This is a genomic window from Clostridium punense (assembly GCF_017874425.1).
GTDB classification, from domain to species: Bacteria; Bacillota; Clostridia; order Clostridiales; family Clostridiaceae; genus Clostridium_J; species Clostridium_J punense.
Genome location: NZ_JAGGLL010000003.1, coordinates 150,648 through 166,949 on the forward strand (window position 1 = coordinate 150,648; position 16,302 = coordinate 166,949).

Consider the following 16,302-nt stretch of genomic DNA (forward strand, 5'->3'; position numbering starts at 1 on the left):
TTTTAAATATTAATAAGTAAAATTTCTCCTATCTGCATAATCTACTACTAGAGGAGTGATATTATGCGTAAATATTTTATTTCTATCTTTTTAGTTACTTCCTTGCTATTCTTATTATTTGACAATTATGGCCATGTAAGAGACTTTTTTTTAATACAAAATAAGGATGAAATAAGCTACAATTCAAGAGTTGATGACAAGTATTTTTCGCTATTTAAGTTTGGGCAATGGAAGAGGACATTTATTACAGGAGTTAATATTGGTGCAGGAAAACCAGGATACTTTCCAGGAGAGCATGGTATAACTAAAGAAGACTATCTTAGATGGTTTAAATATATTGAAGATTTGAATGTAAACTCCATAAGAGTATACACCTTGCTAAGTCCAGATTTTTATGAAGCACTTTATGAACATAATAAAAACTCAATAAAACCATTGTATGTTTTTCATGGAGTATGGGTTAATGAGGAAAAAGTGTCTGAGTATGAAGATGCGTATAATCCAGATCTTAAAGAGGATTTTACTAATGAAATAAAACAAATTATTGATGTAATACATGGAAATGCTGATATCCCAATGAAAAAAGGACACGCAGGTGGAAAATACAGCTTTGACATTTCAAATTATGTAATTGGTTGGATTCTTGGTATAGAATGGGATCCTTACTTTGTAATTGGTACAAATGAAAAGAATCCAGATAAAACTACTTACAATGGAGAGTATTTATACAGTAAAGATTGTTCTCCCTTCGAGGCATTTCTAACAGAAATAGGAGACATGACTATAGAGTATGAAACAAAGTCTTATGGTTATCAAAGACCTCTGAGCTTCACAAATTGGGTAACTACAGATATGTTATCACATCCTAATGAACCATTAAAAAAAGAAGACTTAGTTTCTGTAAATACAGAACATATAAAATATAAAAACAGCTTTAAATGTGGTCTTTTTGCATCATATCATATATATCCTTATTATCCTGATTTTATGAATTATGAAGAGGAATATAGGAATTTTAAAGATGATGAAGGAAATATTAATACCTATAAAGCCTATTTAAGAGATTTAAGAAAAGAGCATAATATACCAGTGTTAGTTGCTGAATATGGGGTTCCATCTTCAAGAGGTATGGCTCACAAAAATATTCATATGGATTTCAATCAAGGGAATAATGATGAGACTATGCAAGGAATAATAAATAACCACATGCTAAAAGATATTGTTGATGAGGGTTATGCTGGGGCACTAGCATTCACTTGGCAGGATGAATGGTTTAAAAGAACTTGGAACACAATGGATTATGATTTGCCAGAAAGAAGACCTTTCTGGAGCAATGTTGAAACAAACGAGCAAATGTTTGGAATTCTAGCCTTTGATCCAGGTCAGGAGAACTCAATATGTGATGTAGATGGAGATTATAGTGAATGGATAGAGAATAAAGATAAATTCAGTATCAGAGACGATAATGTATATATAAGACATGATGAGAGGTATGTTTATTTTTTAATCAAATCTGAAAACTTGAGAAATAATTGTGTTACCTATATACCAATTGACATAAAACCTAATCAAGGCAATACAAGCTATACTGAAGCTAATTTAGGGTTTAAAGCTCCTATTGATGTCTTAATTAAAATAGATAAAAATAGTGACTCAAGAATTCTCATTGATGCGTACTACGATTCTTTTAGTTATCATTATGGTAAATTACTAGGGTTTATTGATTACAATAATGATTATTCAAAGGATAATACAGGGATATTTACACCAATATATCTAGCTTTAAATAGAGGATTATTCTTACCTGTTGATAAAGTATCTTTACCCTTTGAAAAATATGAAACTGGCAAACTACTTAGTGGAAATGGAAATCCAAAGAGTAAAGTATATAATTCTCTTACGGATTATGCAATGAAGGATAATGTGTTAGAAATCAGAATTCCCTGGGCTCTTTTAAATGTGATGGATCCATCTCAAAAACTAGTTATGGATGACTTATACAAATATGGAATCAAACCTTACAGCATTGAAGGTTTTTATAGCGGATTAATTATTCTTTCAGAAGAAAAAAAACAACTTGTAAATAATGATATGACTTTTTATTCTTGGAATAATTGGGAAGAACCACAATATCATGAAAGATTAAAAAAATCCTATTATGTTATGAAGGATTACTATAAATATATATTGAAATATTTTAAGTATAAGTTAGGTGAATAAAATGACTAAACTTATTGTTTATATACTAAGCCTGTTTTTAAGCGGTGTATTTTTTTTCTATTTTGCTATCTTGTGGTATAAAATAAAAAAACGTTATTGCGAAAAAAGGGTACTAAAATTAAAACCTAAAATTGAAGAATTAGTGAAGGAATACATGGAGTTCAGTCAGTTAACGTATGAAGATGGTAATTGTATTACAAATTCAATGCAATTAGAACAAAGAAATGTAATTTTAAAAAACTTGAAGTTATTAACCAGAAAAAATGTAGAAAGAAATATAGTTGAAGCAGTAATATTAATCTACACTAAAACAAAAAATAAAGTTACTGCAGAGATTGTTGCAGCACTAACAGAGGAATTAGGTTTAGTGAAATACTATACAAAAATGCTTTCAGATAAAGACCATCATAAAGTTGCTGAAGCAGCAGAAAAGTTGGGTCACTTTAGAAGTAAAGTTCCTATAATGGAGCTTCTAAATGTACTGAAAAGTGGAAACACCTATGAGAGTTATAATAGCCTTCTAGCACTTGCAAAAATAGGAGATGAAGAAGCATTTATAGAAGGGTTTAATCATTCTGAGAGTATAGAGTATTTAACTCATAGAAGCCTAATAGATATAATTGATAGTTTTGAAGGAGATAAATTAAAACTATATTCAAAAATGGTAAAATCAAATAATAGTTATATAGCTTCTTTATTTATTAAGTCTGCTAGTAATTCAATTACTTATGACAAGTCATTACTAAATAATGAAAATATAAAGAGTATAGAAGAAACGTTAGTTTCTTATTTAAAAAGTGATAACACTGAATTAAGGATTTCTAGCATTAAGTTTTTAGGAGCAATAAAAGAAGTAAAATATATTAATCAAATTGCTCATTGCCTTAGAGATGAAAGCTGGGAAGTTAGAGCCATTGCTGCAAAAACCTTAGGTAATTTTAATGAAGATACGGGAAGTTATTTAATTAAAGCTCTTACAGATAAGGTTTGGACAGTGAGATATAATGCTGCATATTCTTTAATAAATTCTAAAGAATATGAGAAATACATTAGTATGATTTTAAATGATGAAGATAGATTTGCAAAAGATATAATAATAGCAGTTCTTGACAATACTAAAAAAACAAGGGAAATTAAGGATAAAAATATTTTAGACAAGATTAAAAATCATACAAATGTAATAAAGGAAGCATAATTATATGGGATTATATATTTTTATTAAAATTGCTCTATTTTTGAATTTAATTATAACTGTTTATCTAGTAATAAATAATTGTTTTCATTTTCTTCAAATACTTATGGGAATATCTATACTAGATTTTAATTTCAAAAAATCAAACTATTTAAACTATGAGAAATATAAGAGTTCAAACAATATGGTTCCAATCTCCTTATTAGTCCCAGCTTTTAATGAAGAGATAACTATTGTTGAAAGTGTAAAATCATTTTTAAAATTGGATTATAATTTATATGAAGTTATAGTTATAAATGATGGTTCAAAAGATAATACTCTTACAAAATTAATAGAGAGTTTTGACTTGTTGGAAGTGAAGGAACCAGTAAGAAAGATAATAAAAACTAAAGAAGTTAGGGCTGTTTACAGAAATATGAATATAAAAAACTTAGTTGTTATTGATAAGGAAAACGGGGGAAAAGCAGATGCTTTAAACTGTGGAATTAACATGTCTAAATATCCTTTATTTGTATCTGTTGATGCTGATTGCCTTTTAGATATAGAAGCATTAACTAGAATTAGCTTTCCATTTGTTTTAGATAAGACAATAATTGCAGCTGGAGGCGTTATTAGAATTGCTAACGAATGTACTATAATAGACGGTGAAATAAAAAATATAGTTTTGCCTAAAAAGTGGATTACAATGTTCCAGCTCGTAGAATACCTTAGAGCATTTTTCTTAGGTCGCGCAGCTTTTGATTATTTCCATTCTTTACTTATAATATCAGGAGCTTTTGGTGCGTTCAATAAGGAAGCCGTATTAAAAGTAGGTGGTTATACCCCAAACACCATTGGAGAAGATATGGAACTAATTTTAAAACTCCATAAGCACATGATTAATAAAAAACAAAAATATAAAATATTGTTTTTGCCTGATCCTATTTGTTGGACACAAGTACCAGACAGCATAAGAGATTTAAGAAAACAAAGGGAGAGATGGCAGATTGGGCTAATGGACTGTTTATTTAAGCATAAGGACATGTTTTTAAACTATAAATATGGTGTGGTAGGATTAATAGCCATTCCATATTACTGGATTTTTGAGACTATAGGACCCTTAGTGGACTTATTAGTTTTCATATTAATTCCAATCCTAATGTATCTTGGAATTATAAGATTAGCCCCCTTTTGGGTACTATTATTGATAACTCTTTTAGTAGGATTGATACAATCCCTTGCAGCAATTTTAACTGAGCAGTTCACCTTTAATAAATACCCTAAGTTTTCACAATTGTTTAAATTAACTATTTACAGTATATTAGAAAATTTCGGTTATAGACAATTAATAGTTTTATTTAGAATAAATGGGTTACTAAAATATAAAAAAAATAAACATACTTGGGGGAAAATTAAGCGCAAAGCATTTTAGGTAGAGTGTTTTATGGAAGTTTAAGTAATTTTATATTCCATTAAATTCTTATTTTATTGACTTTTTTTAAACATAGCTTTAGTATTTATATAGGATTTAATAATACAAATTTTAATTGTTGGTTTCTAAAAGCCTTGAGGGAACAGAAAAAGGTTAATTTTTACTCTAATTCTTGACTATGGTTATCTGTAAGACTGAATGAAACCTTAGTTTATAGGTAAACATTCGGTGAAATTCTAATCCTAAAAGATGCAATTATTGGATTCTGAATTTTATAAGGTTCTAAATAAGTTAATTTTAGACTATGTGACCCTATAGGTGAAACCATATCTATCTACAAATGCTATTTATATTACTAGGGAGGAAGCAATGGAAAATTTAAATAATGACACTTGTAGTTGCAACTTTATACATGAAGATGTAGTTAATCTGGTAAAAGACAATATTTTAGATGAAAATACTATTAATAATTTATCTGAACTTTTTAAAGCTATAGCTGACCCAACTAGAATAAAAATTATCAATATATTAATAAATACTGAAGCCTGCGTATGTGATATAGCTTCTTTGCTTAATATGACTCAATCAGCTATATCCCATCAGCTAAGAGTATTAAAGTCTGCCAGACTTGTAAAATACAGAAAAGAGGGTAAAGTAGTATACTATTCTCTTGATGATTATCATGTAAATGACATTTTTGAAAAAGGTTTAAATCATGTAAGGGAGTAATGATTTTTAGGGGGAGTTTTTATGGATATAAACCTAAGAAAGCTTTATGAATTATCTGGATTAGATTCAGAAAGCTTTAGCATGGATATAGAAGAGAAAGTTAGTAAACTACCATATGTAAAAAGTGTTGTAGTTAATCATATTACCTCGAGAGCCATAGTTGAGCTGATTAGTGAAACAGCAAATGAAAAGGTTTTTAGAGAAATTTCAACTATAATAAGCAATATTAATAAGGATATACTACTTAAAGAAATTGAGAGAAATGAGCCCGTAGAGGATGTGTTACCAAATAATAACTCTGTGGAAAAAGAAGAAATTGAATTACACACTTCTGAAAGAGATTATCATACAGTTTATCAAGAGCAATATCTTAATAAAAGAAGGATAATTCAATTACTGCTAGGAACAGCTCTAGGCATATGTGGTATTTTTGTAGAAAGCAATTTAAATATCATCATATACATATTTTCATTCTTACTTACAGGAGAAGTAATACTAATAAATAGCTTTAAGAGTTTTATTAAACTAAAATTTTTTAATCAGGATGTTCTAATATATTTAATAAGTATCATAACTTTTATCTTAGGCAAGTACATGGATTCAATACTAGTGTTATCAATATATCAGTTATTAACTTATATTAAAAATTATAGTGTTAATGAATATAAAAATAGGATTATGGGTATTGAAAGTATTCGATGTGATACTTTAAATATAAGAGATAACAAGGGAGGAATTCTTAAGACTCATTGGTCAAATATAAGGGTCAATGATGTTATAATCATTAAACCAGGGGAAGAAATTCCAACTGATGGCATTGTAATAAGAGGAGCATCTCTGATAGACACTTCATATATTACAGGTGAATCTATTTTAATAAGGGTTAAGGAACGAGATGAAGTTTCCTCTGGAACAATAAATAAGACAGGCATTCTAGAAATTAAGGCTACTAGACTACCTGAGCAGTCCACAGCATCTAAAGTAATTGAAACTTTAAAAAAGTCTTCCAATGAAAAATCTTCAACTGAGCAATTTATTACAAAGTTCTCTAAAACCTTTGCCATGGGAATAGGTTTAATTGCTCTAATTTTAATAGCTTTGTTCCCAAGCATTGTTGGTGGTACTTATATACAATGGCTATATAGAGGGCTAACCTTTTTAGTTTTATGTACTCCTTGGTCTTTAATAATATCTATACCCATAGTATCTCTTAAAGGTATAGAAGAATGTTTTAATAATGGGATTTTGATTAAATCAAAAAATGTTCTTGAAATTTTAAATAAAACTGAGGTAGTAGCTTTTGATAAAGCTGGTACTTTAACAGAAGGATCTTATCATGTAAGAAAAATTGTATCAAAAGGATTTATCACTGAAGATATGTTATTAGAGTATGCTGCATATGCAGAGTTCTATTCCAATCATGCCATTGCAAAATCCATTATTACTTCCTTTAAAGAAATAAGCAGCACCAAGGTTATTGATAAATCAAGGATTAAATCTTTTGAAGAAATCCCAGGTAAAGGTGTTAAAATTTATTTTGGTGATAGATATATTTACGCTGGTAATCATAAGCTTATGGATCAATATGAGATTAATTACGACTGCCCCAATGAGGTTGGAACTATTATTTACCTAGCAATAAATCAAAACTTTGTTGGATATATAATTATCTCTGATAAAGTAAAAGAAACTTCGCCAAAAGCTATTTCTGATTTGAAAAGTGCAGGAGTAAAAACAGTAATTATGGTAACTGGAGATAACAAAAAGATTTCGGATTATGTGGGTATAGTTTTAAATATTGATGAGGTGTACTCAGAATTATCAATAGAAGAAAAAGCTTCTTTAATTGAAAGCTTACAAACTAGAAGTAGGCATAACAGTGAGATTATTTTTGTTAATGACGGACTTTTAAATGATTTCATACTAGATAAACATTATATTAGTACTGAATTAAATGGTGTTAAGTCTGATTTAGCTACAAACAACTCTGACATTTTAATTATGTCAGATGATCCAAGTAAGATTGCTGTAGCAATAAAAATTAGTAAATGGGTTCAAGGTAATATAGCTAAGACAATTGTTTTATCCGTTGGAATAAAGATTCTATTATTAGCTATTGCCGGTCTTGGATTAGCTTCAATGTGGCTTACACTGTCTATAGAGGCTCTGTTAACTTTTATTTGTGTATTTAGTAATACTAAAACTAAAAACTTTAGCCAATTATGATAAAAAAGAGGGGATTTCCCTCTTTTTCTATTTGTTTAAAATAATTGTTTTCACAGATGCAAAGGCTTCTCTAAGGTAGAAATTAACAGCACTAGTTATATTACATGGGGCCGAGTATCTAAAGACTTTAAAACCTATTCTCTCACCAATTAATTTGGCTCTAAACATATGGAAGTTGTTGGTGATAACAGTTACTTGTATAGGCTTATTATAAATATATTCCTTCTCTAGTATACTTTTACTAAAAGAAAAATTTTCATAAGTTGATGTTGATTTATCTTCCATAATTATCAGGTTTTCTGGTATTCCCTTTGATACTAAGAAGTTTTTCATTGCAAGAGCTTCGCTTATATCTTCACCAGCACCTTGGCCACCACTTACTACAATTTTTATATTTGAATGACTTTTATGAAACTCCATTGCTGATATAAGTCTAAGTCGTAGGGAGGCAGAAAGTTTGCTACCATTAAGTCCTGCACCTAATACTATGATATAATCTGATTGATTTTGCTCTTTTAAACTGCCATTATAAATAATTAATCCCTCTAATATCAAGAATAAAATAAAGCCTATTATTAATAAAGCATAGATTAATTTTCTTAATAGTGGGGGAAAATAATTGAATAAATTAATGTTTTTACTCTGTAAATAATACATTGTTATTAATATAAGTCCTGCTACTAACCAAAATTCAGCAAAAGCCATGGACCAAATTAGAAGCTTTAATATTATAAAGTATAAAATACAAATAATACCTAAAAATAAAAAAAACTTATTATACTTGATTAAATTCAAAAAATCACCCCTAAGTTATTTTAATTTAAGTATAGCACCTTATGGAAATATTTTCTACTCACTTTTATTTATAAAAATTTATGATATAATCTTATAGGAAATGAATTTTATCTTTTTGATGAGAGGTGAATTTATTGAGTACAGAGTTTTTAACCATATGCGAATTATGTAAAAGAAAAGGCGTAAATCTTACAGAGCACCATCTTACCCCTCGTGAGGCTGGTGGTAAAAATTTACCCACCGCATTACTTTGTACCACCTGTCATAAACAAATACACGCCTTATTTACTAATAAAGAATTAGCCTTAAACTTAAACACTGTACAAAAGCTTCACGATGATGAAAAAATTCAAAGATACTTAAAGTGGGTAGAGAAACAACCTGTTAGTGCTGAATTTACTATTAAGAAGTCTAGACATGTTAGAAAGAAAAATAAAAGGTAATATAGATGTACCGATGAAGAATCATCGGTATTTTATTTTGAATTACATTAGAGTAATTTCTGATTAATTGGATAAATTAAGATTAAAAGTATTGTTAGGATATTTTTAAAAGGTACTACCCAATAGTTGTAATAAAACTATGATAAATCCTTATACTCTGGTTTTTTATGGATTTGTTTAGCTTAAAATAGCAATAATAATATATAAATATTTATTTAAATTTATATATTAATTATAATTAGAGGATTTTTATGGTATAATGTTCCTCTGTGAGGTGATAAAATGGAAGTTTATTTAGACAATAGTGCTACGACTAAACCTTATGATGAAGTAATAGAAGAAGTAGCAAACACAATGAGAAATTTTTATGCTAATCCATCCTCTGCTCACTCATTGGGTTTTAAAGCTGAACAAAAACTAAGAAAAAGCAGAGAATGTATTAGTAAAACAATAAAGGCTCAGCCAGATGAAGTAATTTTTACTTCTGGGGGAAGTGAGAGCAATAATTTTTTAATTAGAGGCTTTTGTAGACCAGGAAATCATGTTATTACTTCGAATATAGAGCATTCTAGCGTGAGAAATACCTTTAAAGATCTAGAAGCGCAAGGTGTAAGAGTCTCATATATAGGGTTGAAGGCTGATGGAAGAGTAGATTTAGACCAATTACTAAATACTATTGAAAAAGATACAGTATTAGTTAGCATAATGCACGTTAATAATGAGGTTGGCGTAATTCAAGATATTGAAAGAATAGGAGCAGAAATAAAGAAAAAATCTAGCAGAGTTAAATTTCATGTAGATGCTGTTCAAAGTTATGGAAAGCTTCCTATTGATGTTAATAAATTTTATATTGATCTAATGAGCACTAGTGCTCATAAGTTGCATGGACCTAGGGGAATTGGTTTTTCCTATATAAAAAGAGGCTTAGTTCCCACCGCATTAATAACTGGTGGGGGACAAGAACGTAATTTTAGATCAGGTACTGAGAATCTTCCTGCTATAACTGGTTTCTGCATCGCATCAGAAATCATGCATAAAAACATGAAAGTAAATTATAAAATAATTACTGAACTTAAAAATTATTTTATAAGTAAACTAGAAGACATAAAAGATATAAAAATAAATAGTGGTAGTGAGGAATTTTATATGCCTCATGTTCTAAATGTAAGCTTTATCGGGGCTCGAGGTGAGGTACTCTTGCATGCCCTTGAAGAGCATAATATTTATGTTTCCACTGGTTCTGCCTGTTCCTCAAAGGCTGCAAAAACTTCAGAGGTGTTAAATGCCTTTGGGCTAACATTAAAAGAGCAACAAGGTGCTATTAGGTTTAGTTTTTGTGAAACAAATACTAAAGAAGAAATAGATTATGTTATAGAAAAGTTAAACTCAGTTTTATTATTTTTAAGGAGGACAAAAAGATGAGAGAGTTGTTACTTATAAAGTATGCTCCTGAAATATTTTTAAAGGGACTTAATCGTGGAAAGTTTGAGAGAAAACTGAAAGAGAATATTAAATTCGTACTAAAAGATATGGAATATGAATTTGTAGAGGATAGTGGCAGATGGTTTATTCAGTCAACATATCTTGAAGAAGTAATAGAAAGGGTAAAAAATATTTTTGGTGTTATGGAAGTTTGTATTGTTCATGAAGTCCAAAACTCAATGGAGGCAATTGGCGATGAAGCACTAAGAGTATTAAAGGAAACTGGAGCAAAAACCTTTAAGGTTGAAACTAACAGAGCAAATAAAGAATTCCCATTAAATTCAATGGAAGTATCAAGAGAAATTGGAGCTTATATTCTAAAGAGATTAGATAATGTATCAGTTAATGTTAAAAATCCAGAGTTTTTAGTACATATAGAAATAAGAAATAATAGCTATGTAATTGCTAAGAAAATAAAAGCTGTAGGTGGACTACCTTATGGAATGAATGGTTCAACTATGCTTATGCTTTCTGGCGGAATAGACTCTCCTGTTGCTGGCTACTTAATGGCTAGAAGAGGAGTGGAACTTAATGCTGTGTATTATCACTCACCTCCATACACTAGCGAGAGAGCTAAGGAAAAGGTAAAAATGCTTGCAGATATACTGAAAGGCTATACAGGAAATTATAATTTATACATAGTTCCCTTCACTGATATTCAGCTTCAAATCATTGAAAAATGTAGAGAAGATGAGTTAACAATAATTATGAGAAGATTTATGATGAGAATTGCTTGTAGGCTTGCTGAGAAGTATAACATAAATTCCGTTACTACTGGAGAAAGTGTTGGTCAAGTAGCTTCTCAAACTATGGAAGCTTTAGTAGTAAGTGATGACTGCAGTGATAGGCCTGTATTTAGACCGCTTGTTGCAATGGATAAAGTTGACATAATGGATATTTCAAGAGAAATAAACACCTATGAAACTTCAATACTTCCTTATGAAGATTGTTGTACTATATTTGTTCCAAAGCATCCAAAAACTAAGCCAAGACTTCCTGAAATAATAAAGTCAGAGTCAGTACTAGATATTGATAAGCTAGTTGAAGAAGCTATTGAAAAGATGGAAGTATACAGATAATTTATTTATTGTATTTAGTTTGCAAAATAAGAAACCTTTATAAGAGAAGTTTTATAAGTCTCTTATAAAGGTTTTTTACATTATATTTTCATTTGAGTCTGCATTATTAGCGCGTTTTTTTAGAAATTCCAGCTTCGTTTCAGTAGTTATAATAGCAATAAATATTAATATACAACCAACTATCATGGCTATATTGAAAATTTCATTAAAGAAAAAAACTGAAAATACAGCTCCAAAAAATGACTCTAGAGAAAGTATGATTGCAGCATGAGTTGAGCTAGTATATTTTTGTGCAATATTTTGAACTAAAAATGCTAAAGTAGTACTAAATACTGCTAAATATAATATAGAGCTGATTGCTCTTAGATTCATATGCGTTGGAATAGGTTCAAAAAACAAAGCTACTATTAAAGATAGTACAGCAGCTACTCCTAGTTGAACTATAGTAAGAATTAATGGGTCATCTAATTCAACATATTTTCCTATGGCAAGGATTTGACCTGCAAAAGCAAAGGCACAAATTAGTGTTAGTCCATCTCCATAATTTAAGGAAAAACCACCCTGTAAGGTTAAAAATGAAATACCCAATAAGCATATTACTGCACCAGCTATAGAATAATTATCAGGTTTTCTTTTTATAATAATCCACTGCAAAAATGGAACTAGTACCACATAAACGGCAGTTAAGAATGCACTTTTTCCAGCTGTAGTATATTTAATACCTACAGTTTGAAATGCAAAACCTAAAAATAAGAATACACCTATAATAGCGCCATGCTTAAATTGATTTTTATTGATTTTCTTAACCTTATTATAAAATACAATATACATAAGTAGTGTTGATATTGAAAATCTTAATGCCATTTGGTAGTATGGCGTAAGTACATCTAGGGAGTCTTTTACCGCTATAAAACCTCCCCCCCAGATAATAGCAACTAAGAGTAGACTAATGTCTGCAAACAGACTGCTTCTTTTAAAAAGCTTTTCCAATATAAAATCCCCCTTTACATCAGTATTAACAAATTCATCATAATAAATAGTATAGTGTAATTATTAAATTATGTAAATTGTTAACAGTATTATTTTACATAAGAAAACACCATATATGAAACTATGGTGTTTAGCAATACAATTAAATTTTTAGTCATTAATGATGCTAATTGTGTGAAGGTTTAAAATAGTTTTCAAAACTTCACAAATAAAATTTTAATTTGCAATTTGAGCTAGTTCTTCAAGTTCCTGAAGTTTAGAATAATTCTCATTAAACATTTTATTGTAGCAGTAAGATATAATATCACTTCTTTTAATTATTCCAATAAAAATATTAGAATCATCCACTACTGGTACAAAATTTTGAGATTTCGCTGCTAATATTAGACTTTCAATATCTGAATTAATTGAAACCGCTTTATTGCATACATGCCTTGGAATTTCTTTAATAAGAACTTTCTCAGTATCCTTAAGACTAAAATCAGGAGTATTTTTTAGTTTCCAGAGAATATCACCTTCTGTTAAGGTACCAATATATCTGCCACGGTCATCTAACAAAGGGATGGAAGTGTATCTATGATATTCCATTCTCTCCATTGCTCTTCTCATAGTTGAGCTCACCTTCTCAAAGACTACTTCACTCTTAGGAGTAAGAAAAAAGGCAACATTCATAATATAATCATCCTCCGATTAAACTTTATGTTATAACAATAGATAAAATTTATTTTTCTATTGAAACAGAATATTAAGTATAAAATTATTTTATACTTAATTACATTATACCATGTATTTTGTTAAAATTAAGAAGATAATTTTAACAAAATAATAAGTTTTTTAAAAATACATATTCGTTATTTTATGTTAATTTAATTCTATACTTAATTAAGGATAGAAATATGGTTGCTATAAAATGTTTTGGGGATAATACTGCTAAACTTCTTCTAATATTAATTACATTATCACTGAAATCTAAAATATCCGAATTCATATTTATCAAATTTTCATAACTTCCTTTAGTAAAGGCATCAATATAGTTTATTTCATTATGATTCGTATTTGTGACTTTTTCTAGCACCTGGTTCAACAGTTCATCATATTTATAAATAACAGCTCTATCAATATCTAATATTTCAGCAGTTATTTCTAGAGCAGTTAAAATAGTTGAATTTCCATCAGGAATTTTTTTGGTTGTCTTTGCTAACAAACGAATAACTCTTGTAATTAGGATACTATCATTTTTAGAACGAGTATAACCAATTGAATTTAATATAATTTTCATTTCATTTTCAGATATTGTCCTAAGTAGAGAATTTATTTTAATTGATTCTGGATAAAAATAATATATATTTCCCAAAACTTTTTCAAAAGCTTTCAAAGTGTCAAGATATCCAATAGTCATATTTCTAACTATGATGTTTTTATCAAAAGTGAATATGGGGCCAAGATGTTCAGAGCACTCTATTTCTATTATATTTTTTGATTTTCTGGGAAACTTTTTCACATTACCGGGACCATGTATATTTACAGTAATTATTGAGGCTATATTTTTTCTTAGCAACATCTCTGCAGGAATATTGTTATAAACTCCTCCATCAATAAATTTTTCTCCTTTTATTTTTACAGGTTTAAATCCTGGAAAACAACTACTAGCCATTAAGTAGTTAACAAGTTGTCCCTGTGGAATTTCTTCTTTAAAAATCTCTATAGGTTTAAAGGTGGTTGTTGAGAAGGTTATTAGCCCAAAGTCAATAGGGGATTTCCTTATTAAATCTTCATCTATAGCCTCTTTAAGAAGTTTTTCTAAAGGGGAAACATCTATGCCTTTTTCAATAATAAATTCTTTTATTATTGAAGGTATGTGTTTTATTTTTATTTTCCCATCATAATCTGAACTTATAGTATTAAAGTTAAAACATTTATAAATATCTAAATTCAACCAAAGTTTTTCAGCAAGTTCGAAATTATTTTGGATAAAAAGCGCTCCATTAATAGAACCTATAGATGTACCTACAACAACTGATATTTCTATGTTAAGCTCTTTTAAGGCCCTCCATACACCTACCTCATAGGCACCCCTAGAGCCACCACCACCAAATGCAAGTCCATACCTCTCCATGTTAACCTCCTATAATTTCGTCCCTAATATATTTTACTCAAGTTCATGTATAAATGTTATTACATATTCTAATTTTATTCAATATAGTATTATTGCCCCTTAATAGGAAAATTTATTGACTGTAGAGGCTTTAAACTATATACTTTATTAATAACATACTTTCTGGAGGTAGTAAATTATGGAATTTAAACTAGAGTCTAACTTAGTAGAGGCAATTTCTTCTGACAATATAAATGGTGTAAGGAATGCTTTAATAGAATATATAATAAGAGACTCAGGAAATACACAAGAGATTATTAATGCATTAAATTATGCTAAAGAGCTAATGGATGATATTTTTCAACCCTTTGATGGTAAGGAACTCAAAGATGCGTCTCAATGGAATAAAGAGTACTTTTTAACTGGTATAGATGAGTTACGTAATAACTTTTCCGAAGTTAGATTTCATCACTTATGTTTAGTAGGAGCTCATATTTCTCCTAGAAGTAACAATCAAGATACAATAATAATTAATAATACTGAACCTGTTACTGATATTGAAGTTCAAGTGGAAAAACTAAAAGCAGGCGTGGCACTAGGAGCTGGCCTAGTAATAGGATTTTTAATTGGTAAGAGCATTACAAGAAAGTAAAAAATATAGTAAGTATAGGTTTAAATAAAAAAATGCAAATAAATATAATTTTATAACTTATAAAAACTTTATACACCACTCAGTATAAAGTTTTTTACTTTTTAACAACCTCTAGGTTATTCTTAAATTCTAAATATTTAAGTCTAGTAAATAAAACTAACCAATTAGTTGAAATGATAATACTAAGGTAATGAGTTAGCGATCAATACTTTGTAAAAGAAACCCTTGTATTAGAATGAGTAAAAAAGTAAAATTAGAATAGTTGAAATGGTTAGTTTTAATGAAATAAAGTAGTGACTAATTGGGAGGTGATTATTTTTATGAAGAATAGACTAAGTAAGTTAACTACAATTATACTAAGTATACTAACAATATATTCGGTTCTTATGTTGTCCACCTTAGTTGTGACTAAGTCTAATTTTATTTATTATTTTGACATTAATTATTTGAATATACCTAAAATGTCTGGACTTAATATAGGAGAGATAAAACTAAACTACAATTATACTATAGATTATCTTTTTGACAACTCAATAAGTGAGTTTAAGCCACCTACATTATCTTCATCAGAGGATGGTTCTCAACATTTTTTTGAAGTTAGGAATCTATTTAATTTAGGCACAAAGCTTCTAATTTTATCTCTTATTATATGTAGTGTTTTAGGTTTTATAATGAGGAATTATAAACTTTGGTATAAGTTCCTAAAATATAGTGCTATTATATTAGTATCAATACCAGTTGCTTCTTTAGCATTACTAAAGGTTGACTTTACTAAAGCATTTACACTATTTCACAAAATAATGTTTAATAATGACAAGTGGTTATTAGATCCAGTTACTGACCCAATTATAAATATTATGCCTGAAGAATTTTTTGCCCATTGTGGTATAGCTATAATTGTTATCTCTACAATTTGGGGTGTTATATTATTTTTATTGTATAGGTTTATACATAGAAAGCAAATTTGTAGCAATAAATAATAAAAAAT

At 28.9% G+C, this 16,302-nt stretch carries 14 protein-coding genes; 10 read left to right on the forward strand and 4 right to left on the reverse strand.

All coding sequences use genetic code 11. From position 1 onward, the window contains the following. The first annotated feature begins 63 nt into the window (after nt 1–63). The 5 genes from J2Z44_RS02835 (at nt 64) to J2Z44_RS02855 (ending at nt 7,778) form a co-directional block, all read left to right on the forward strand. Entirely contained in the window at nt 64–2,220 is a 2,157-nt protein-coding gene (locus J2Z44_RS02835) for a family 2 glycosyl transferase (protein ID WP_209649324.1), read from the forward strand. A 154-nt stretch (nt 2,221–2,374) separates the two neighbouring features. Then, the gene (locus J2Z44_RS02840) at nt 2,375–3,415 is read left to right on the forward strand and encodes a HEAT repeat domain-containing protein (RefSeq protein WP_021281427.1); all 1,041 of its coding nucleotides are present in this window, start codon (nt 2,375–2,377) and stop codon (nt 3,413–3,415) included. A 4-nt stretch (nt 3,416–3,419) separates the two neighbouring features. Beyond that, nucleotides 3,420–4,823, forward strand: a complete 1,404-nt coding sequence (locus J2Z44_RS02845) for a glycosyltransferase family 2 protein (protein WP_021281428.1) — start codon at nt 3,420–3,422, stop codon at nt 4,821–4,823. A 369-nt stretch (nt 4,824–5,192) separates the two neighbouring features. Continuing rightward, entirely contained in the window at nt 5,193–5,552 is a 360-nt protein-coding gene (locus J2Z44_RS02850; RefSeq protein ID WP_021281429.1) for an ArsR/SmtB family transcription factor, read from the forward strand. Nucleotides 5,553–5,573: 21 nt separating this feature from the next. Further along, nucleotides 5,574–7,778 (forward strand): heavy metal translocating P-type ATPase, encoded by a 2,205-nt coding sequence (locus tag J2Z44_RS02855; protein WP_021281430.1) that lies wholly within the window; start codon nt 5,574–5,576, stop codon nt 7,776–7,778. A 27-nt stretch (nt 7,779–7,805) separates the two neighbouring features. Here the strand turns inward: J2Z44_RS02855 and J2Z44_RS02860 are convergent, their stop codons facing one another. Continuing rightward, on the reverse strand, nt 7,806–8,573 hold the full coding sequence (locus J2Z44_RS02860) for a YdcF family protein (RefSeq protein WP_021281431.1): 768 nt from the start codon (nt 8,571–8,573) through the stop codon (nt 7,806–7,808). 134 nt (nt 8,574–8,707) lie between these two features. On the opposite strand from J2Z44_RS02860, the gene J2Z44_RS02865 reads away from it, so the two are divergent. The 3 genes from J2Z44_RS02865 (at nt 8,708) to thiI (ending at nt 11,577) form a co-directional block, all read left to right on the forward strand. Then, nucleotides 8,708–9,016, forward strand: a complete 309-nt coding sequence (locus J2Z44_RS02865) for an HNH endonuclease (RefSeq protein WP_021281432.1) — start codon at nt 8,708–8,710, stop codon at nt 9,014–9,016. A gap of 282 nt (nt 9,017–9,298) precedes the next feature. Continuing rightward, the gene (locus J2Z44_RS02870; protein ID WP_021281433.1) at nt 9,299–10,438 is read left to right on the forward strand and encodes a cysteine desulfurase family protein; all 1,140 of its coding nucleotides are present in this window, start codon (nt 9,299–9,301) and stop codon (nt 10,436–10,438) included. Next, on the forward strand, nt 10,435–11,577 hold the full coding sequence (thiI, locus tag J2Z44_RS02875; RefSeq protein WP_021281434.1) for a tRNA uracil 4-sulfurtransferase ThiI: 1,143 nt from the start codon (nt 10,435–10,437) through the stop codon (nt 11,575–11,577). Before J2Z44_RS02870 ends, thiI begins: the two co-directional genes overlap by 4 nt. A 75-nt stretch (nt 11,578–11,652) precedes the next feature. Here the strand turns inward: thiI and J2Z44_RS02880 are convergent, their stop codons facing one another. The 3 genes from J2Z44_RS02880 to J2Z44_RS02890 form a co-directional block, all read right to left on the reverse strand. Beyond that, complete coding sequence (locus J2Z44_RS02880; RefSeq protein ID WP_209649325.1) at nt 11,653–12,567, reverse strand: DMT family transporter; 915 nt, start codon at nt 12,565–12,567, stop codon at nt 11,653–11,655. A 216-nt stretch (nt 12,568–12,783) separates the two neighbouring features. After that, entirely contained in the window at nt 12,784–13,239 is a 456-nt protein-coding gene (locus tag J2Z44_RS02885; protein WP_021281436.1) for a CBS domain-containing protein, read from the reverse strand. Between the two features lie 184 nt (nt 13,240–13,423). Beyond that, nucleotides 13,424–14,683, reverse strand: a complete 1,260-nt coding sequence (locus J2Z44_RS02890) for a patatin-like phospholipase family protein (RefSeq protein ID WP_021281437.1) — start codon at nt 14,681–14,683, stop codon at nt 13,424–13,426. Nucleotides 14,684–14,861: 178 nt separating this feature from the next. Between J2Z44_RS02890 and J2Z44_RS02895 the strand changes: the two genes are divergently transcribed. Both J2Z44_RS02895 and J2Z44_RS02900 read left to right on the forward strand, forming a co-directional pair. Then, nucleotides 14,862–15,314, forward strand: coding sequence for a hypothetical protein (locus tag J2Z44_RS02895; protein ID WP_021281438.1), 453 nt, complete (start codon nt 14,862–14,864; stop codon nt 15,312–15,314). A gap of 320 nt (nt 15,315–15,634) precedes the next feature. Continuing rightward, nucleotides 15,635–16,294 (forward strand): TIGR01906 family membrane protein, encoded by a 660-nt coding sequence (locus tag J2Z44_RS02900; RefSeq protein ID WP_021281439.1) that lies wholly within the window; start codon nt 15,635–15,637, stop codon nt 16,292–16,294. Nucleotides 16,295–16,302: the final 8 nt, after the last annotated feature.